Genomic DNA, 18,084 nt, shown 5'->3' with positions numbered 1-18,084 from the left:
GCTGTCATCGTCCCGGCCCCTGTCTCACGTCGCGCCGAAACCATGGCGCGACCTCCGCTCGCCCGTGAAGTCTAAGCGCAAGCAGGGTCACATATAAGCCGCTAATTTCGCTAGATTCCTCGGCCAAAAGGCCGATTGTCTCCGCTATGGAAACGAACGCCGCCAAAAGGCCCGGATCGTCGCGTCGTCACAGGTGGCCATGTCGTCGGGAGCGCCCTCCCACGCGATGCGCCCCGCCTCCAGCAGCGCTACACGCGTCGCAATCGTGCGAATCGACGCGATGTCATGCGTGATGGTCAGGGCCGTGATCGCCCGGTCCGACAGGATGCGCCGGATGAGCCCGTCGATCTCGGCAGCCGACAGCGGATCGAGCCCGGCATTCGGCTCATCGAGGATCAGGATGTCGGGGCGGTCCACAATGGCGCGGGCCAGCGCGGCGCGTTTTCGCATGCCACCAGAAAGCTCGGAAGGTCTGGCGACGGCCACCTGAGGGTCGAGCCCGACTTCGACGAGCGCCTCGATGGCGCGGTGGCGTGACGTCTGTCTGGGCTGTCGACGGGGCCCGTGGAGCGCGCGAAAGACGACGTTTTCCCAGATCGGCAGGCTCTCGAAGAGTGCCGCGTGCTGAAACAGCACCCCGCAGCGGGATAGGAACGCGCGACGGCCACGTGGGGTCAGCGGGTCCCCGTCGAACAGGACCCGGCCCGCATCGGGGGTTTCAAGACCCAGGAGGATTCGCCCGATCACCGATTTACCCGACCCGGAGCGTCCGATCAGGGCGAGCGATTGGCCCTTCGGAAGCTCGAGGGACACCTCCGACAAGACGCACCGGGTGCCGAAGGACTTGGTGATCCGGTCGAAGGCGATCATGAGAGAAACAGCGCCGAAAGCGCCACGTTGGCGGCAAGGATGGCGAGCGCCGCCCGGCCCACCGCGCCCGTCGTAGCCCGTCCGACGCCTTCGGGGCCACCTTCGGCGGAGAGACCCGCCTGACCCGCAGCGAGAATGGCGATCAGACCGAAGACCGCGGCCTTGGTGAGGGACAGCCACAGGTCGGATGCCGTCAGAAACGCCCAACTCGCCCGGACATAGGCCGGGCCGGGGAAATCCAGCACCGTGGTCGCGACGCCCCAGCCGCCCGCGATGCCCAGAATGTCTCCGAGGCACACGAGGACCGGCAGACCGATCACACCCGCGAGGAGCCGGGGTGCGACGAGCCATGTCACCGGGTCGACCGACAGGGTGACGAGCGCGTCGACCTCGTCGCCGACCTTCATCGTCGCGATTTCGGCGGCCATCGCGGCGGTCACGCGGGCGACGACCATGAGGCCGACCATCACGGGCCCGAGTTCGCGCAGGATACCCACGGCGACGATCTGGGGCACGACCGCTTCGGCCGCGATCCGGCTGCCGCCTGCGTGGATCTGAAGGGCGAGCGCCGCGCCGGTGAAGACCGCGGTTAGCCCGATGACGGGCAGGGACTGCCAGACGACCTGCCAGAAGGCGCGGGCGATCTGACGTTGGTGGCGCAGGCAAAGGGGAATGCGCGCGACGGCGCCAAGGGCGAAGCGCAGGCTTCGGCCGATGCGCGACAGGCCGAACAGTGTCCCGCGCCCGATCCGGGCCACGGGCGCAAGCGCCATGATCACCCGCGACCCCGCGTGTAATGGCGTCCGTAGCGGTGGCCCAGCTGGGTGAGAATTTCGTAGCCGATGGTGCCGGTGGTATCGGCGATGTCATCGACGCTCTGGTGCGGTCCGATCAGCGTCAGGTCCTGCGGCACCGTCGGCAAGTGGCTCACATCGACCCCGATGAGGTCCATGGAAACACGGCCAAGGATCGGGCAGGGCGTGTCCCCGTCCCAGAGGACGCCCTTGTTGGACAGATCGCGGGTGATCCCGTCGGCATAGCCGCCCGACACGGTGGCCACGCGCAGGGGGTGGTCGGCCACGAACGTGTTGCCATAGCCCACGCTTTCGCCGCGCAGGAGATCCCGGACCTGGATCACGGGCAGATCGAGCCCGACGACGGGCGCCGCATCCTCGAAGGGGCGGGCCCCGTAGAGGCCAATGCCGGGGCGCGTGAGATCGAAGTGATAATCCGGGCCCAGAAGAATACCGCCCGTCGCGGCGAGCGAGCGCGGCACGTCGCACCCCTGGGTCATTTCCTCGAACATTGCCAGTTGCCGGGGGTTCATGTCGTGCTCCGGCTCGTCGGCGCAGGCCAGGTGCGACATGATCAGCCGCGGACCGGCGTCGAGCGCGATGTCGCGCACGGCGCTCCATTCGGCGGGTTCCATCCCGAGCCGGTTCATGCCCGAGTCGATCTGGATACCGAAGGGATGGCCGGGCAGGGACTCGAAGTGTCGGGTGAGTTGATCGAGGCTGTTGAGCATCGGGATCAGGCCCAGCTCATGGATCATGGCGGTGTCGCCGGGCATATGGCCGGAGAAGACCGAAATGTCCGGACCCGGGCCAAGCGCTTCGCGCACCGCCGCGCCTTCTTCTGCGACGGCGACGAAAAACCGTCGCGCCCCGGCCGCCGCAAGGGCCCGCGCCACGCGTCCGGCATCGAGCCCGTATCCGTTCGCCTTGACCACTGCGCCCGTCTGCACGCCCTGCGCGCTCATCGCGTCCAGCGCTCGCCAGTTCGACGCGATCGCGTCGAGATCAATCGTAAGTCTTCCGCTTGCCATTTCGGTGGTTTGTCGCGCTGCCCGTCTTGGGTCAAGTCGAAAGCGCGGAGCGAGAACAAGAGGCGCGACGACCAGGAAAAAGGGCGATCCTGCCTATGCGGATCGCCCCGAAGTAGTGGGGTGCCGTGCGGCGGGATCCCGGTAGAACCCCCACCGAGCCGCTGAACCCTCTGACCAGTTCTTTCGAACGCGGTCTTTATCGCGGTGGATTGGGCCGGGGTCGCGGAGGGAAGGCGGCGGAAACCGATTGTTTCCGCCAGTTTTCGGTCACATCTCCCGCCGCCGGGACCTTCGACGGACGGTCGGACAACGGGCGGATGACCCAATTCGGACAAGAAGGGCCAGAGGCCGTATCAGGTCCGCTGCAACGCGAATCGTCCGTCGGTCCAGGTCCGCGTCAGCTTGGGGGTGTCCTCGGCCATGCGGCGGTGCCGGTCTGCCAATGTCTGGCGGTCTTCGCGGAAGTGGCGGTCAATGTCTGCCGGTTCCTCGGCACCATAGAGGGACCGCAACTCCTTCGCCTGAAGCATGTGCCTGTCTTTCTGCTCGGTGACGCCGGTTCGCCCGGGTCTGTCGTTGGATCGGTCCCGTGTCGGAACACACGCAGAAGACAGCCGATCTTTGTTCACGGATTGGAGACAATATGGCCAACCCGGCGTGTTTTCATGGCGGGTTTGACACATTTCGCGCCATGGTCCGCGCGCCGTGCCGTATCGGCCAAACGCAAAGGGCGCCCCGTGGGACGCCCTTCGACCTGATGTCTCCGCCGATCAGCAGGAGTAGTACAACTGGTACTCGACCGGGTGGGGGGTATGTTCGTAGAGATAAACCTCGTCCCACTTGAGATCGATGTAGGCGTCGATCTGGTCCTTGGTGAACACGTCGCCGGCGAGAAGGAACTCGTGGTCGGCGCTCAGTTCTTCAAGGGCTTCGCGCAGCGAGCCGCAGACGGTCGGAATTTCGGCCAGTTCTTCGGGCGGCAGATCATAGAGGTTTTTGTCGTTCGACGGACCCGGGTCGATCTTGTTCTTGATCCCATCGAGGCCGGCCATCAGCAGCGCCGCGAAAGCAAGGTAGGGGTTCGCCGCCGGATCGGGGAAGCGGGCTTCCACACGTTTGGCTTTCGGCGATTCCGTCCACGGAATACGCACGCAACCCGAACGGTTGCGGGCCGAGTAGGCGCGCAGAACCGGGGCTTCGAAGCCAGGGATGAGACGCTTGTAGGAGTTCGTCGAGGGGTTCGTGAAGGCGTTGAGCGCTTTCGCGTGCTTCAGGATGCCACCGATGAAGTAGAGGGCTTCCTGCGACAGGTCGGCGTATTTGTCACCGGCGAAGAGCGGCTTGCCGTCCTTCCAGATCGACATGTTGACGTGCATCCCCGAGCCGTTGTCGCCCTTGATCGGCTTCGGCATGAAGGTCGCCGAACGGCCATAGGACTGGGCCACGTTGTGGATCACGTATTTGTACTTCTGGATCTCGTCGGCCTGCTTGGTGAGGCTGTCGAAGATCAGGCCGAGTTCGTGCTGCGAGGTCGCCACTTCGTGGTGGTGCTTGTCGACCTTCATCCCGATCATCTTCATGGTCGAGAGCATTTCCGAACGGATGTCCTGACCGTCGTCCGAGGGGTTCACCGGGAAGTAGCCGCCCTTGTAGTCGGGACGGTGGCCAAGGTTGCCCATCTCGAACTCGGCGTCGGTGTTCCAGGCGGCGCCGTCGGCGTCGATCTCATAGGCGACCTTATTCGGGGACACCTTGTACTTCACGTCGTCGAAAAGGAAGAATTCGGCTTCCGGACCCATGTAGGCCACATCGCCGATGCCCGACGACTTGAGATAGGCTTCGGCCTTCTCGGCGGTGCCGCGCGGGTCGCGCTCATAGGGTTCGCCCGTGTCGGGTTCCACGACCGAGCAATGAACGGCGAGCGTCTTTTCCGCATAGAAGGGGTCGATGTAGACGGAATCGATGTCGGGCATGAGTTTCATGTCCGAGGCTTCGATCGATTTCCAGCCCGCGACGGACGACCCGTCGAACATGAAACCTTCTTCAAGGAAGTCTTCGTCGACGAGGTCGGCGATGACGGTGACGTGCTGGAGTTTGCCACGCGGATCGGTGAAACGGATGTCGACGTAGGCCACGTCTTCATCCTTGATCAGCTTGAGAACGTCCTTGTTGCTCATTGCTCTTTCTTTCCCCTATTTGGTTGAAAGTTTGGTTGTCCCGGTTACGGAGTTACTGCGGGCTCAGATGGCGTCGTGGCCGGTCTCGCCCGTGCGGATACGGATCGTCTGCTCGATCGGAGAGACAAAGATCTTGCCGTCGCCGATCTTGTCGGTCTTGGCGGCGCCGATGATGGCGGCGATGGCGGCATCGACCTGATCGGCGGGAAGCACGACCTCGATCTTCACCTTGGGCAGGAAGTCCACGACGTATTCGGCACCGCGATAAAGCTCGGTGTGGCCCTTCTGACGGCCGAAACCCTTGACTTCGATGACCGAGAGACCCTGCACGCCGATCTCCTGAAGCGCTTCTTTCACTTCGTCGAGTTTGAAGGGTTTGATGATGGCTTCGATTTTCTTCATTGGTGTCCCCCCATCGGAAATCAGGTTCGTCGCCCACTGACCACTTCTCGTGGGGGGCCACAATTGGATAGGGTTTGGGTAGCAGAGGTCTTGGCGGGATTCCACTGACCTTGATCAAAATTGATGCGGATTGCACAAAATATGTGCCGTCTGAGAAAACCGGGGACATGGGACATGTTTGAAGCCGCTTCCTGCCTGCTCTCTGCGGCCGAAATGCGTGCGATCGAGGTGAAGGAGATCGCATCAGGACGCGTGACGGGGGCAGGGCTCATGGAAGCCGCGGGTGAGGGCGTCGTTCAGGCGGTCTTCGAGCGCTGGCCATATCTCGCGACGCGCGCGGGACGGGCCACGATCCTCTGCGGGCCGGGCAACAACGGGGGCGACGGATATGTCGTTGCTCGGCTTCTCGCCCAACGCGGCTGGCACTGCGAGGTGCAGGCCATGGGCGGGGCCGGATCGCTGCCGCCAGATGCCCGGGCCAACCGGGCGCGATGGGAGGCGTTGGGTCCGGTGCGGCGGATTGGCGAGAGCGGCACGGATCTCGCGCCTGCCTGTGACATCCTCGTCGATGCTCTCTTCGGCATCGGGCTGGCCCGCCCCCTCGATCCCGCGCTCGTGCCGGAGAGGGGGGCGCAGGGTCCCTGTGTTGTGGCCGTCGATCTGCCGTCAGGGATTTGCAGCGATTCCGGTCGCGTGTTGGGCGACAGGGCGGTCAAGGCCGACCTGACCGTGACGTTTCACGCCCCGAAGCTCGGGCATTGTCTCGCGGATGGACCGGCGCATTGCGGCGAGCTGCGGGTGGTCGACATCGGACTTGCGTCGCCACCGCCTCAGGATGCTGCCGCCCTTGTCGGCCGGCCCGATCCCGGGGTCCTCGCCAAGCGCCCCGAGGCGCACAAATACGGTTATGGACATGCGCTTGTCCTTGCCGGCGGTGTCGGCAAGGGGGGCGCCGCGCGAATGGCCGCGCGGGCCGCGCTGCGCGCCGGGGCAGGCCTCGTAACGCTCGCGCCGACACCGGGGGCGCTTCAGGAAAACGCGGCCCGGCTCGATGCCGTCATGCTCGCACCCGTCGACGGGCCCGAGGTCCTGACCGAGCGACTTCGGGATTCTCGGCTCAACGCGCTGTGTCTCGGTCCGGGGCTCGGGGTCGAACGGGCCGAGGCCCTGCTTTCGCCAGCCTTGAACGCTCGCCGTCCCGTCGTCCTCGATGCCGATGCGCTGACCGCTCTGGCGAAAAGCGACCCGGACCGGCTGCACCCCGAGGTGGTGCTCACGCCACATGGCGGCGAGTTCGCGCGGCTGTTTCCGGATCTCGCCGAACGCCTTGGCCGCAGGGCGGACAGGGGGCCGGCCTATTCGAGGGTGAACGCGGTGCGCGACGCCGCCCAGCGGGCGGGATGCTGCGTGCTCCTGAAAGGCGCGGATACCGTCATTGCCGAGCCGTCTGGCCGCGCCGCCGTTCATGCGGCGGCCTATGGACGGGCTGCGCCCTGGCTCGCCACGGCGGGGGCAGGGGATGTGCTCGCGGGCGTAATCACCGGGCTGCTCGCGCGTGGCTTCACACCCTGGGAGGCCGCCACCACCGGCACCTGGCTCCACGTCGAAGCGGCCCGCGCCTTCGGTCCCGGCCTTATCGCCGAGGACCTGCCCGACGCGCTGTCCAGGGTCTTCCGAAGTCTGGGCCTCTGACCGGATTCTTCCTTCTCTGGTTCATAAATATCCCGGAGAGGGGTTTGGGGAGAGGCAGCGCCTCTCCCCAACGGGTCGTCTCGGGCGAAGCCCGAGGCGACCTCAGTTCTTCAGCTTGCAGGTGTTGATTCCGAAGACGGTATAGAGCGCGCACCAGCCGACGATGGCGGTGAACAAAGCCAGCACGGCCACCACAAGGGCGACCCAGCCCAGAGTGGTGCCCTGATTGAGGAAGAACACGACGAGGGCGGCAATGCCGACGATCGCGCGGATGATGCGGTCGGTCGTGCTTTCGTTGGTCTTGAACATGGCGAGGTCCTTTCCCCCTTTACCCTATGTTAGCCAACTATAGCACCCGCATGCAGAACCGCGAATGTGTTATTTTGTCCAGCGGGGTCGCAAGAAACGCTCAGCTGCGTCCGCGTTTCTCGAAGCGGGGCAGCATGGCGGAGAAATCGGTGCCCTTGCCGTCTTCCGCCTCGACGAATTGCGCGTAGAGCTCGGTCGCGGCCATGCCCATCGGCGTATCGGCATCCGCCGCTTCGGCGGCCTGCTGGCTCAGGCGCAGGTCCTTCAGCATCAGCTCGCTTGCGAAGCCGGGCTTGTAGCCGTTGTCGGCGGGCGACTTGGCGCCGATCCCCGGCGCCGGTGTATAGGCGTTCATGGTCCAGGAGTAGCCCGACGAGGTCGACACGACATCATACATCGCCTGCCGGTCGAGCCCGAGCTTGTCGGCGAGCGCGAAGGCCTCGCAGGTGGCGATCATAGTGACGCCGAGGATCATGTTGTTGCAGATCTTGGCGGCCTGCCCGTTGCCCGACGGCCCGCAATGCACGGCCTTCTGTCCCATGATATCAAGAAGCGGCTTCACTTTGTCGAAGGCCTCCTGCGAGCCGCCGGCCATGAAGGTGAGGGTGCCCGACGCAGCCCCCGTGATCCCGCCCGAGACCGGCGCGTCGATGGCCATTAGCCCGGCCTCCATCGCCTGATCCGCGACCGCGCGCGCGCTTTCCACGTCCACGGTCGAGCAGTCGGCAAAGACCGCGCCCTGTTTCATGGCCGGGATGATCTCGTCCGCCACCGAACGCAGGATCGCGCCGTTGGGCAGCATCGTGATGACCACATCCGCGCCGCTGGCCGCCTCGGCGGCGGTCGCCGCCTTGGTAACGCCCTCGGGCATCGGGGCGGCGAGGTCGAAGCCGACCACGTCATGCCCTTCCTTGGCGAGGTTGGCCGCCATCGGCCCACCCATGTTGCCCAGTCCGATAAAGCCGATTTGCATGTGATCCTCCCTAGATCTTCAGAGCGTCCACGCCCAGAGGCGCGGTCATCGTCTCGACCGCCTCATCAGGCAGGGCGTCGAGCGGGTGTTTCCATTTCGGATTGCGATCCTTGTCGACAATGGCGGCGCGGATCCCTTCGAGGAAATCGCCGTGCTCCATCGAGCGATAGGTATACTCATATTCAAAGCCCAACACGGCGCGGATGTCGTCGGCGGCCCGGGCGCGGGCAATATTGACCAGCGTGACCGCCATGGCGAGCGGCGAATTGCGTCCGATTGCCTTCAGTGCCGAGGCGGCGAACTCCGAACCGTCGCCCTCGAGCGCAGATACGATATGGGCAAGCCCGCCCGCGAAACAGGTGTCGATCGTGGTTCGCAGGGCGATGAGCTTGCTTTCCGGGGCAGGGCCTTTGACCTTTTCGATCACCGTGACATCCGCGGTCTCTTCAAGGTCCACGATCAGATCGAGCCAGTACTCACGCGGCACGAAGCTATCCGCGAAGCCGGCATGGATCGCGTCGCCCGCGTCCATCCGGGCCGCCGTGAGACCAAGGTATTCCCCGATCATCCCCGGCGCCCGGGCGAGAAGAAGCGTGCCGCCCACGTCGGGTACAAGGCCGATCCCGGTTTCCGGCATGGCAACCTGCGAGGTCTCGCAAACGATCCGATGCGAGGCGTGCCCGCCGATACCGACGCCTCCGCCCATGACGAAGCCTTGCAGGAAGGCCACGATGGGCTTGGGATACTCGGCGATCTTGGCGTTCATCCGGTATTCGTCGGTCCAGAACCTGCGCCCGTAGTCGAAGTTCCCGGCGATCCCGGTGTCATACATCTCCTGAATGTCGCCGCCCGCGCAGAAGGCCTTGTCGCCTGCCGCGTCGATCACGACGATCTCGACTGCGTCGTCCTCGCGCCAGTCGTCGAGCGCCTTCTCGATGGCCAGACACATGTCGTAGGTCAGCGCATTGAGCGCCTTGGGCCGGTTGAGCGTGATGCGCCCGGCGCGGCCCTTGATCTCGCAGAAGATATCCAAGTCGGTCCTCTCTCAGCCCCGGTCCGCGAGCATCTGTCGGCTCACGATCAAGCGCATGATTTCGTTCGTGCCTTCGAGGATCTGGTGCACCCGCAGGTCGCGAACGATCTTCTCGATGCCATAGTCGGCGAGGTAGCCATAGCCGCCATGAAGTTGCAAACAGGCGTTCGCCACGTCGAAGGCCGCGTCGGTAACATACATCTTGGCCATGGCGCAGAACTTGGTAGCGTCGGGCGTGCCGTTGTCCAGCTTCCACGCCGCCTGACGCAGGAAGATGCGGGCCGACTGCAGCTTGACCTCCAACTCGGCCAGTTTGAACTGAAGCGCCTGGAACTGGTCGATGGTCTTTCCGAAGGCCTTGCGCTCGCCCATATAGGCGAGCGTCAGGTCGAGCGCCGATTGTGCGCCGCCAAGCGCGGAGGCCGCGATATTGAGCCGCCCGCCGTCGAGCCCGGCCATGGCATAAACGAAGCCGCGTCCTTCCTCGCCGACAAGATTGTCCGCGGGCACCACGCAATCGTCGAACTGAACCTGCGCCGTGGGCTGCGACCGCCAGCCCATCTTCTCCTCGAGCCCGCCGAAGGAGAGGCCCGTTGTGCCGTCCTCGATCACCATGGCGGAAATGCCCTTGGGCCCGTCATCGCCCGTGCGCACCATCGTCAGATAGGCGTCGGAATAGGACCCGCCCGAGATGAAGGCCTTGGTGCCATTGAGCTTGTAGCCGTCGTTGGTCCGCTCCGCCTTGGTCCTCAGCGCCGCCGCATCCGAACCCGATCCAGGCTCCGTCAGGCAGTAGGAAAAGACCTTGGTCATAGAGGTCAGGTCGGCAAGCCACTTCGCCTTCGTCTCTTCCGAGCCGAACTTGTCGATCATGCCGCCGCACATGTTGTGGATCGAGAGGAACGATCCAACCGAGGGGCAGGCCATCGCGAGGGCTTCGAAAACCAGCGTGGCGTCGAGACGGGACAAGCCAGATCCGCCGTAATCTTCCGAGACGTAGATCCCGCCAAGGCCAAGTTCAGCCACCTTGGGCCAAAGTTCCTTGGGGATCGTGCCTTGCTTTTCCCAGTCCTGCGCGTAGGGCGCGATATGGTCCTGACCAAAGGCCCGGGCCATATCGAAGATCGCGTCCTGCTCTTCGGTCAATGCGAAGTCCATGGTTCCTCCCAAGAAATGAACATCGGTTCAATTCCCGAGTGTGCCAGCGTCAGCGCAAAGCACAAGCGGGTTTTCCCCAAAGAGGCTTTGCAGGAATGCAAAGCCCGGCGGGCGCTCGGCACAACCCCTTCAGAGACCTTCATGAAATTCGGCGATCAACTGCTGGACCACGCCGTGAAGCGCCGCGTCGCGCGGCGTGCCTTCGTCGAGCATCCGCGCAAGATGGGCCCTCTGCCGGTCCGCGCTGGTGCCTTCGGTGACCACGAGTCGGAGCGCCTGCAATTCCGGCAGGCAATCGAGCGCCTCGGCATCCTCGGTCAGCAGGTCGATCAGTTCTTCGACGAGGTCGGCCATCGGCACGATCTTGCGCCGACCGAAGTCGATGAGCCCTTCGCTCACCCCGTAGCGCTGTGCCATCCATCGGTTCTCAGCGACGAGGAAATTGTCGTAGATACGCCAACGCTGGTTGAGGCCCTTCAGCCGCCAGAGCATCCGGGTGAGACATTGGACAAGCGCCGCGATGGAGAGCGCGGTTTCGATCCGGGGCGACACGTCGCAGATCCGCGCCTCGATGGTCGGGAACTTCGAGCTTGGTCGCATGTCCCACCAGATCTTGGACGAATCCTCGATCAGTTCCAGATCGACCAGCGCCTGCACCGTGCGGTCGAACTCGGCCCACGACGCAAGCCGGGGCGGAAGTCCGGTGCGGGGCAGGTTGTCGAAAATCGATAGCCGATAGGAGGCAAGCCCCGTGTCCTCGCCCTGCCAGAACGGCGAGGACGCCGAGAGCGCGAGCAGATGCGGCAGGAAATAGCTCATCTGGTTCATGATATCGATGCGGCTTTCCTTGTCCGGAAGGCCCACATGGACATGCATCCCGCAGATCAGCAGACGGCGCGCGACGCCGCCCAGGTCGCGCCTGAGGTCGTTATAGCGTTCGCGGTCCCGGTGATGTTGGGTCTTCCAGTCGGAAAACGGGTGACAGGCCGCCGCGATCGGGGCGAGGCCGAAAGCCGCCGCTTCTTCGGCCACCACCTTGCGCAGGTGGCGCAGGTCCTCACGGGCTTCCACCACGCCTTTGCAGACGTGGGTGCCGATCTCGATCTGGCATTGCAGGAACTCGGGGCTCACCCGGTCTTCGAGCTTGGCCTTGCAGGCCCCGATCAGGTCTTCGGGCGCGGTGGCCAGCGCGCCGCTCGACGCGTCCACGAGAAGATACTCCTCCTCGATTCCGATGGTGAACTCCGGCGTGCCCATCTCGCGTCCTCCCGGCCCCTGGGCCCGCTTCAGATTGCGCGGCGTCACGCCGGCTTGCAAGCCGGCGCTGCGCGTGGCCTCGCAACCGCGGTCAGGCGACCGAGGCGAGCAGCGCGTCGAAACTCGATTCCGGTTGTCCCAGGATGGCTAGTGCGCCCGCTTCATCGTGCTGCAACGACACGACGATCCCGCGCACGCCCTGCCACGAGGCCACGAAATGGCGCCCCACCTCCTGCGTGCGGGCCGTCGGCGCATAGAGGATCATCATGAACTGGGGGTTCTTCGGGTCGAGGAAAACTTCGGCCTTCTCCGCCTGCATCTTCATCAGACGGAAGAAATCCCGCTCCCAGTCCGTCACCCGCGACAGGTCGACCAGCTGTTTCTGGCCGGGGTGGCTATCCGGGTTGCGCGTGTAATCGGCGAACATCGTGTTGGCTTCATCGAGCGTGATGAAGCCCTCGTAACGGACATAGACGAGGCCGCGTTCCGGTAGGATCGTGTAGCTGCCTGGCATTGGTCAATCACTTGCAAATATTTACTATGTGTTCAGGCAGCTTAGACCAAGTGGTCAGAAAAGAAAGGCCTTCGCGCAAGGGTTGTCACGCATAACGCGGGTCGTGCGAGGCCTTCGCGAGCAACTCCGCGATCCGTTTTTCCGGCTGGCCCAACACCGAAAGCGCGGCGCTTTCGCTCACCTGCAGGGTCACCACGGCGCCGCTGACGGCAGACCAGGTCTGAACCAGATGGCGCCCGAGGTCCTTTCCGGGCCCTGTCGGCGCGTAGATCACCATCATCATGGTCCCGTGGGGCGAAAAGATACGGGCCGCGCTGTCGGCCTGATACTTCATGAGACCCAGAAAGTCCTTTTCCCAGTCGGTGATCCGGGACAGATCGATCAACTGGCGCTGGCCCATCCGTCTTTCCGGGTCCGTCGAGTATTGATTCAGCAGGGATTTTGCCTCTGACAGGGTCGCCTTGCCCCGATACTCCACATAGACGATGCCCTGCCCGGGTAGGATCCTGTAACTTCCTGGCATACTCTGCCGAACCTCGTTCTTCACATTGGTCGGGCCTCGCATCCATTCTGCAAGGTCCGGAGCAAACAATAACCTATATCTCAAATAAAAGAAGGGGCTTCCCCAGAGGAGGAAGCCCCTTTGCCCGTTTTTGGTCACCGGCCCCGATGTTCGGGGGGCCAAGGCGCGTCAGATCAGGCGCACCTGCGTGCCCACTTCGCAAAGCTCGAACAGCTCCGCGATCTTTTCATTGTAAAGGCCGATGCAGCCGTCCGAAGACTTGCGCCCGATCTTGCGGGTGTCGTGGGTGCCGTGGATCAGATAGGCGGGCCAGCCCAGATACATCGCATGGGTGCCCAGCGGGTTCTTGGGGTCGCCCGCGCCGATCGGGACCCAGTCGGGGTAGCGCTCCATCTGGCTGGGCGTCGGCGTCCAGGTCGGGCCGATTTTCTTGCGCACGATCTCGGTATAGCCGCGTTTGGTCAACTCGTCCGTGCGCGGCACCGAGGTCGGATACAAACGGTAGTCGGTGCCGGTCTTGTCCCAGAAATGCAGGGCGCGCGATTGGGTATCGACGACGATGGTGCCGACCCCCAGCGTTTCGAAATGGTCGCGCCAGTCCATGCGCCGGAACGACGACATGTTGTGGCGGACGATCTCCTGAACGGTCTCGTCGTTCGCGCCGACGATGGTGCCTTGGGTGTCCTGGGCCCGGAGGATTGCCGGCGCCGCGAAGGGCAAAGCCGACACCGCGGCGAGAAGGCCGCGACGGGTCATCTTGCGATCGGTCATGAGTGCCTGTCCCACTTGAATGACATGGTTGACGGCCTTCAGAGGGCCGCGTTCTGGCGCCACATCAAGCGCAATCCCGCGCCGCGATCAATGCACGGTGCCGTGAATGGGCGTGCACTGGGACCTTGCTGCATCGCTCATGAGCAGAATTCTGCCACCGAGGTCCGCGTGCTTGGCCCGGGTGAAAAGCAAGACAGGCGCCGGGGCGCCTGTCTTTGTGTTCAAAGAAGGTCCATGCCTCAGTCCATCGCCTTGAAGGCGAACTCGCCGCCTTCCTTGATGCCCGAGAACCAGCGCGCCGTGACGGTCTTGGTCCGGGTGTAGAAGCGGAAGGCGTCGGGGCCGTATTGGTTGAGGTCGCCGAAGGCCGACTTCTTCCAGCCGCCGAAGGTGAAATAGGACAGGGGCACCGGGATCGGGAAGTTGATGCCGACCATGCCGACGTTCACCCGCGAAGCAAAGTCACGGGCGGTGTCGCCGTCCGCCGTGAAGATCGCCGTGCCGTTGCCGTACTGGTTCTTCATCACGAGGTCGAGCGCGTCTTCGTAGCTGTCCTTGCGCACGGTCGAGAGCACCGGACCGAAGATTTCTTCCTTGTAGATGTCCATGTCCTCGGTCACGTCGTCGAAGAGCGTCGGACCGACATAGTAGCCGTTCTCATAGCCCTGCAGCTTGAACCCGCGTCCGTCGGTCACGAGCGTCGCACCCTGATCCACGCCCGAGGAGATGAGCCCCTCGATCCGGGTCTTGGCCTGCTCGGTGATGACGGGGCCGTAGTCCACGTCCTGATCCGACGTATAGGGGCCTACCTTGAGCGCCTCGACGCGCGGGGTCAGCTTTTCGATCAGCTTGTCTGCGGTGTCCTTGCCCACCGGCACCGCCACGGAGATCGCCATGCAGCGTTCGCCCGCCGCGCCAAAGCCCGCACCGACAAGCGCATCGGCCGCCTTGTCGAGGTCTGCATCGGGCATGATGATCATGTGGTTCTTGGCGCCACCGAAGCACTGGGCACGTTTGCCGTTGGTCGCGGCACGGCCATAGATATACTGGGCGATCGGCGTCGAACCCACGAAGCCCACGGCCTGCACGGTTTCATTGTCGAGGATTGCGTCCACCACTTCCTTGTCGCCGTTCACGACCTGAAGCACGCCGTCGGGAAGCCCTGCTTCCTTCAGAAGTTCGGCCAGCATCATCGAAGTAGTCGGCACGCGCTCGGAGGGTTTGAGGATCATCGCGTTGCCCGAGGCGAGGGCCGGGCCCATCTTCCACAGCGGGATCATGGCCGGGAAGTTGAAGGGCGTGATGCCCGCGACGACGCCGAGCGGCTGGCGCATCGAATAAAGGTCGATGCCCGGGCCACCGTCGTTCATGTATTCGCCCTTGAGCAGGTTTGGCGCACCCATGCAGACCTCGATCACCTCGAGGCCGCGCTGCACATCGCCGCGCGCATCGGGGAGCGTCTTGCCGTGCTCGCGCGAAACGGCTTCGGCCAGTTTGTCCATGTCCCGGTTGATGAGGTCGGCGAATTTCATCATGACGCGCGCGCGGCGCTGCGGGTTCGTGGCACCCCAGCCGACCTGGGCGGCGGCTGCACGCTCGACGGCGGCGTCGAGCTCCGCCTTCGTCGACAGATGCACGGAGCCCTGCTTTTCGCCGGTGGCAGGGTTGAAGATGTCTTGCGATCGGCCAGACGTGCTCTTCGCCGCTGCGCCGTCGATCCAGTTGCCGACTTCGTACATGAGGTGTCCTCCTGATTTCCTTGCGCGGAGAATATCCTTGCAAAATTGCTTAGGAAAGGGTGACTTCCTCAAAACGTTTTGCAGTATTGCAAAGGTGGCGCGTTCAAATCCGGGCCGAAGGAGAGGTGACGATGGACTGGGACGATCTTCGCGTGTTCCTGGCCGTGGCCCGGGGCGAAAGCCTCTCGGCGGCGGGACGGGTGCTGCGCCTCGATCCGGCGACGGTGGGTCGGCGCATTTCGCGGCTCGAGGAAGACACCGGCGCGCCGCTCTTTGCCCGCTCGCCGCAGGGCTACGGTCTCACCGACGCAGGCGCGCGTCTACTGGTCCATGCGGAAGAGGCGGAGCAGGCGGTGACCCGCGGCACCGAGGCGCTTGCCGGGACCACCGGGGGGCTGTCGGGGCAGATCAGGATCGGCGCACCGGACGGCTGCGCGAATTTCCTGCTGCCGCAGGTCTGTGCCGCCATCGCCCGCGAACATCCGGAAATCGAGCTTCAGATCGTTGCGCTGCCGCGCGTCATCAACCTGTCAAAGCGCGAGGCGGATCTGGCCATAGCGGTGTCGCCGCCAGCGACCGGGCGGCTCACCGTGCAGAAGATCAGCGACTATCGCCTGCATCTCGTGGGGGAAGCCGACTACCTGGATCGCCACGACGCGATTTCCGAGGTTGCCGATATCGCCCGGCACCCGGTCGTCGGCTATATCCCCGACATGATCTTCGACAAGGAACTGGACTACCTGTCCGAGCTCAGCGCCGAGAGGATCACGCTCGCCTCGAACTCCGTCTCGGTCCAACTCGGTTTCCTGCGCGAGGGCGCGGGGCTGGGGATCGCGCATGATTTCGCGCTGCCCTTCGCGCCGAACCTGCGCAAGATCCTGACTGACCGGATATCGCTCACCCGGACCTTCTATCTCGTCCGTCATGCGGGCGACGCGCGGATCGAGCGCATGGCGCGGGTGGGGGAGCTTCTGCTCGGCGGATTGCGCGCCGAGGTGGCACGACTCGAAGCGCTCACTTGACAAAATGTCGCACGCATTTGAGGGTGTTAGGACGCGGGGAGGACCGCTGCGCCGCTACGGGAGGAGCCGATCATGCTAGTCAGCCACATTCTCAGGGACAAACCGACTCAGGGCGTTCTGACGGTGTCGAAGGCGACCAGCGTGTCGGAGGCTGCGGCGATCCTTTCCCGCGAGAAGATCGGGGCCCTCATGGTCTCGGAAGACGGCACCACGCCGGACGGCATCCTGTCGGAACGCGACATCGTGCGCGAACTGGGGGTGCGCGGTCCCGCGGTCCTTTCCGAACCGGTGGAGTCGATCATGACCGCCAAGGTCCGGGGCTGCGCCCCAGGAGACCGGGCGATCCTGGTCCTGCAGATCATGACCGACGGACGGTTTCGCCACATGCCGGTGCTCGAGGATGGCAAGATGATCGGTCTCGTGTCCATCGGTGACGTCGTGAAGGCGCGGCTCGAGGAGCTCGCCAATCAGGCAGAGAGCATGAAGTCGCTCATCATGGGCTACTGAACCGCCAATATCAGGTATCTGCAAAGTTCGTTTCTGCATGTGCGAAACGGCTTGCATTGAACCGGGTAATAATGTTGCGTGAGCCCCCAAAAGGGGAGGGACGAAGATGCGCGTTGCACTTTATCCGGGAACGTTCGACCCGATCACGATCGGGCACATCGACATCATCAAACGCGCCTGCGTGCTGGTCGACCGGCTGGTGATCGGCGTGGCCATCAACCGCGACAAGGGACCGATGTTCACGCTCGAGGAGCGCGTCGCCATGGTCGAGGCGGAATGCGCGAAACTGACCGAGGTGACGGGGACCGAGATCGTCGCGCATCCTTTCGAGAACCTCCTCATCCATGCGGCCAAGGACGTGGGCGCCACGATGATCGTGCGCGGTCTGCGGGCCGTGACCGATTTCGAATACGAGTATCAGATGGTCGGGATGAACCGGGCGATGGACGACACGGTCGAAACCGTCTTCCTCATGGCCGACCTTAAGCATCAGGCGATTGCCTCGAAACTGGTCAAGGAAATCGCGCGGCTGGATGGCGACGTCACCAAGTTCGTGACGCCCGAGGTCAAGGCCAGTCTCTACCAGAAGCTCGGCCGCAGCTGAGGCGACGGGCTGGCACGCCTGAGCGGGGTCAGTCGCCTAGAAGCCCGGGAGCGCCCCCATCGCGGCAAGCGCGCGCACGATGGCGTCCACGGCGACGGCGGCGAGGATCATGCCCATCACCCGGCTGATCACGGCCGCACCCGTCTGTCCGATGACGCGGTGGATGGGGCCTGCGAGCAAGAGGATCGCGAGCGTGATGAGCAGCACCACGGCCATGAGCGCCGAAGTCATCACCTGGTGGGCCACGGCGAAACGGTCGTTGTCGGTCAGGATCACGACCGCGAGCATCGCCCCGGGCGAGGCGATCGAGGGCATGGCGATGGGGAAGACGGCCGCGTTCTTGGCGGCCTCCGCCTCGCTGATCTCGTTTTCGGGTTTCGAGGGTCCGAAGATCATGGTCAGGGCGAAGAGGAACAGCACGACGCCGCCCGCGATCTGGAACGAGCGCAGGTCCACGCCGAGCGCATCCAGAACCACCTGTCCCAAGAGGATGAAGGCAAGAAGCACGGCGAAGGCCACCGCAATCGCGCGGAAGGCCACGGCGCGGCGCGACTTGGGCGTCATGCGCGCGGTCACGGCAAGGAACACCGGAAGGGTCCCGATCGGGTCGATCACGACCCAGAGGGTGATGAATTCCTGCAGGATAAGGGAAAAGCTGGGCAAGGGCGTCTCGTGGTCGGAGAGTCTGTTCGCGCTTTCCGACTAGAC

20 protein-coding genes are annotated in these 18,084 nt (G+C 64.2%); 4 read left to right on the top strand and 16 right to left on the bottom strand.

The features are described 5' to 3' along the window. Positions 1-144: 144 nt before the first annotated feature. The 6 genes from KJP29_RS13610 to KJP29_RS13585 form a co-directional block, all read right to left on the bottom strand. Positions 145-870: an ABC transporter ATP-binding protein gene (locus tag KJP29_RS13610; RefSeq protein WP_218464078.1), complete on the bottom strand. Its 726-nt coding sequence runs from the start codon at positions 868-870 to the stop codon at positions 145-147. Further along, positions 867-1,646: an ABC transporter permease gene (locus tag KJP29_RS13605; RefSeq protein WP_218464955.1), complete on the bottom strand. Its 780-nt coding sequence runs from the start codon at positions 1,644-1,646 to the stop codon at positions 867-869. The genes KJP29_RS13610 and KJP29_RS13605 overlap by 4 nt, the downstream gene beginning before the upstream one ends. Beyond that, complete coding sequence (gene alr / locus KJP29_RS13600) at positions 1,646-2,695, bottom strand: alanine racemase (protein WP_218464077.1); 1,050 nt, start codon at positions 2,693-2,695, stop codon at positions 1,646-1,648. Before alr ends, KJP29_RS13605 begins: the two co-directional genes overlap by 1 nt. 353 nt (positions 2,696-3,048) lie before the next feature. After that, a complete protein-coding gene (locus KJP29_RS13595) occupies positions 3,049-3,225 on the bottom strand; it encodes a hypothetical protein (protein WP_218464076.1) in 177 nt (58 codons plus the stop codon). Between the two features lie 240 nt (positions 3,226-3,465). Beyond that, complete coding sequence (glnA, locus tag KJP29_RS13590) at positions 3,466-4,872, bottom strand: type I glutamate--ammonia ligase (RefSeq protein WP_218464075.1); 1,407 nt, start codon at positions 4,870-4,872, stop codon at positions 3,466-3,468. A gap of 63 nt (positions 4,873-4,935) precedes the next feature. After that, positions 4,936-5,274 carry a P-II family nitrogen regulator gene (locus tag KJP29_RS13585; RefSeq protein ID WP_218464074.1) on the bottom strand — a complete coding sequence of 113 codons (339 nt, stop codon included), beginning with the start codon at positions 5,272-5,274 and terminating at the stop codon, positions 4,936-4,938. A gap of 174 nt (positions 5,275-5,448) precedes the next feature. Between KJP29_RS13585 and KJP29_RS13580 the strand changes: the two genes are divergently transcribed. Next, positions 5,449-6,966, top strand: a complete 1,518-nt coding sequence (locus tag KJP29_RS13580; protein ID WP_218464073.1) for an NAD(P)H-hydrate dehydratase — start codon at positions 5,449-5,451, stop codon at positions 6,964-6,966. Between the two features lie 102 nt (positions 6,967-7,068). On the opposite strand, the gene KJP29_RS13575 is transcribed toward KJP29_RS13580, so the two are convergent. From KJP29_RS13575 to KJP29_RS13535, 9 genes are all read right to left on the bottom strand, one after another. Then, positions 7,069-7,275: a DUF2892 domain-containing protein gene (locus KJP29_RS13575; RefSeq protein WP_218464072.1), complete on the bottom strand. Its 207-nt coding sequence runs from the start codon at positions 7,273-7,275 to the stop codon at positions 7,069-7,071. A gap of 100 nt (positions 7,276-7,375) precedes the next feature. After that, positions 7,376-8,248: a 3-hydroxyisobutyrate dehydrogenase gene (mmsB, locus tag KJP29_RS13570; protein ID WP_218464071.1), complete on the bottom strand. Its 873-nt coding sequence runs from the start codon at positions 8,246-8,248 to the stop codon at positions 7,376-7,378. A 10-nt stretch (positions 8,249-8,258) separates the two neighbouring features. After that, positions 8,259-9,281 carry an enoyl-CoA hydratase/isomerase family protein gene (locus KJP29_RS13565; protein WP_218464070.1) on the bottom strand — a complete coding sequence of 341 codons (1,023 nt, stop codon included), beginning with the start codon at positions 9,279-9,281 and terminating at the stop codon, positions 8,259-8,261. Between the two features lie 12 nt (positions 9,282-9,293). Next, positions 9,294-10,439: an acyl-CoA dehydrogenase family protein gene (locus KJP29_RS13560; RefSeq protein WP_218464069.1), complete on the bottom strand. Its 1,146-nt coding sequence runs from the start codon at positions 10,437-10,439 to the stop codon at positions 9,294-9,296. Positions 10,440-10,568: 129 nt separating this feature from the next. Beyond that, complete coding sequence (locus KJP29_RS13555) at positions 10,569-11,696, bottom strand: carboxylate-amine ligase (RefSeq protein ID WP_218464068.1); 1,128 nt, start codon at positions 11,694-11,696, stop codon at positions 10,569-10,571. Positions 11,697-11,787: 91 nt separating this feature from the next. Further along, the gene (locus tag KJP29_RS13550; protein ID WP_218464067.1) at positions 11,788-12,210 is read right to left on the bottom strand and encodes a hypothetical protein; all 423 of its coding nucleotides are present in this window, start codon (positions 12,208-12,210) and stop codon (positions 11,788-11,790) included. Between the two features lie 85 nt (positions 12,211-12,295). Then, positions 12,296-12,733 (bottom strand): hypothetical protein, encoded by a 438-nt coding sequence (locus tag KJP29_RS13545; protein WP_218464066.1) that lies wholly within the window; start codon positions 12,731-12,733, stop codon positions 12,296-12,298. A 168-nt stretch (positions 12,734-12,901) separates the two neighbouring features. Further along, a complete protein-coding gene (locus KJP29_RS13540) occupies positions 12,902-13,504 on the bottom strand; it encodes a L,D-transpeptidase (protein ID WP_218464065.1) in 603 nt (200 codons plus the stop codon). 239 nt (positions 13,505-13,743) lie between these two features. Beyond that, on the bottom strand, positions 13,744-15,243 hold the full coding sequence (locus KJP29_RS13535; RefSeq protein WP_218464064.1) for a CoA-acylating methylmalonate-semialdehyde dehydrogenase: 1,500 nt from the start codon (positions 15,241-15,243) through the stop codon (positions 13,744-13,746). Positions 15,244-15,368: 125 nt separating this feature from the next. On the opposite strand from KJP29_RS13535, the gene KJP29_RS13530 reads away from it, so the two are divergent. From KJP29_RS13530 to coaD, 3 genes are all read left to right on the top strand, one after another. Continuing rightward, positions 15,369-16,265 (top strand): LysR family transcriptional regulator, encoded by an 897-nt coding sequence (locus tag KJP29_RS13530; protein WP_218464063.1) that lies wholly within the window; start codon positions 15,369-15,371, stop codon positions 16,263-16,265. 72 nt (positions 16,266-16,337) lie between these two features. Continuing rightward, entirely contained in the window at positions 16,338-16,772 is a 435-nt protein-coding gene (locus KJP29_RS13525) for a CBS domain-containing protein (RefSeq protein WP_218464062.1), read from the top strand. A gap of 106 nt (positions 16,773-16,878) precedes the next feature. Next, positions 16,879-17,376, top strand: a complete 498-nt coding sequence (gene coaD / locus KJP29_RS13520; RefSeq protein ID WP_218464061.1) for a pantetheine-phosphate adenylyltransferase — start codon at positions 16,879-16,881, stop codon at positions 17,374-17,376. Between the two features lie 36 nt (positions 17,377-17,412). On the opposite strand, the gene KJP29_RS13515 is transcribed toward coaD, so the two are convergent. Beyond that, positions 17,413-18,039 carry a MarC family protein gene (locus KJP29_RS13515; protein WP_218464060.1) on the bottom strand — a complete coding sequence of 209 codons (627 nt, stop codon included), beginning with the start codon at positions 18,037-18,039 and terminating at the stop codon, positions 17,413-17,415. Positions 18,040-18,084: the final 45 nt, after the last annotated feature.

This window comes from Maritimibacter sp. DP1N21-5, from assembly GCF_019218295.1.
GTDB lineage: Bacteria > Pseudomonadota > Alphaproteobacteria > Rhodobacterales > Rhodobacteraceae > Maritimibacter.
This window is presented reverse-complemented; position numbering and strand designations above follow the sequence as displayed.

What these genes read in the sequence shown, in the direction of transcription:
- KJP29_RS13610 (WP_218464078.1), bottom strand. Translation starts at nt 870, where the DNA reads ATGATCGCCTTCGACCGGATCACCAAGTCCTTCGGCACCCGGTGCGTC.
- alr (WP_218464077.1), bottom strand. Translation starts at nt 2,695, where the DNA reads ATGGCAAGCGGAAGACTTACGATTGATCTCGACGCGATCGCGTCGAAC.
- KJP29_RS13595 (WP_218464076.1), bottom strand. Translation starts at nt 3,225, where the DNA reads ATGCTTCAGGCGAAGGAGTTGCGGTCCCTCTATGGTGCCGAGGAACCG.
- glnA (WP_218464075.1), bottom strand. Translation starts at nt 4,872, where the DNA reads ATGAGCAACAAGGACGTTCTCAAGCTGATCAAGGATGAAGACGTGGCC.
- KJP29_RS13585 (WP_218464074.1), bottom strand. Translation starts at nt 5,274, where the DNA reads ATGAAGAAAATCGAAGCCATCATCAAACCCTTCAAACTCGACGAAGTG.
- KJP29_RS13580 (WP_218464073.1), top strand. Translation starts at nt 5,449, where the DNA reads ATGTTTGAAGCCGCTTCCTGCCTGCTCTCTGCGGCCGAAATGCGTGCG.
- KJP29_RS13575 (WP_218464072.1), bottom strand. Translation starts at nt 7,275, where the DNA reads ATGTTCAAGACCAACGAAAGCACGACCGACCGCATCATCCGCGCGATC.
- mmsB (WP_218464071.1), bottom strand. Translation starts at nt 8,248, where the DNA reads ATGCAAATCGGCTTTATCGGACTGGGCAACATGGGTGGGCCGATGGCG.
- KJP29_RS13560 (WP_218464069.1), bottom strand. Translation starts at nt 10,439, where the DNA reads ATGGACTTCGCATTGACCGAAGAGCAGGACGCGATCTTCGATATGGCC.
- KJP29_RS13555 (WP_218464068.1), bottom strand. Translation starts at nt 11,696, where the DNA reads ATGGGCACGCCGGAGTTCACCATCGGAATCGAGGAGGAGTATCTTCTC.
- KJP29_RS13550 (WP_218464067.1), bottom strand. Translation starts at nt 12,210, where the DNA reads ATGCCAGGCAGCTACACGATCCTACCGGAACGCGGCCTCGTCTATGTC.
- KJP29_RS13545 (WP_218464066.1), bottom strand. Translation starts at nt 12,733, where the DNA reads ATGCCAGGAAGTTACAGGATCCTACCCGGGCAGGGCATCGTCTATGTG.
- KJP29_RS13540 (WP_218464065.1), bottom strand. Translation starts at nt 13,504, where the DNA reads ATGACCGATCGCAAGATGACCCGTCGCGGCCTTCTCGCCGCGGTGTCG.
- KJP29_RS13535 (WP_218464064.1), bottom strand. Translation starts at nt 15,243, where the DNA reads ATGTACGAAGTCGGCAACTGGATCGACGGCGCAGCGGCGAAGAGCACG.
- KJP29_RS13525 (WP_218464062.1), top strand. Translation starts at nt 16,338, where the DNA reads ATGCTAGTCAGCCACATTCTCAGGGACAAACCGACTCAGGGCGTTCTG.
- coaD (WP_218464061.1), top strand. Translation starts at nt 16,879, where the DNA reads ATGCGCGTTGCACTTTATCCGGGAACGTTCGACCCGATCACGATCGGG.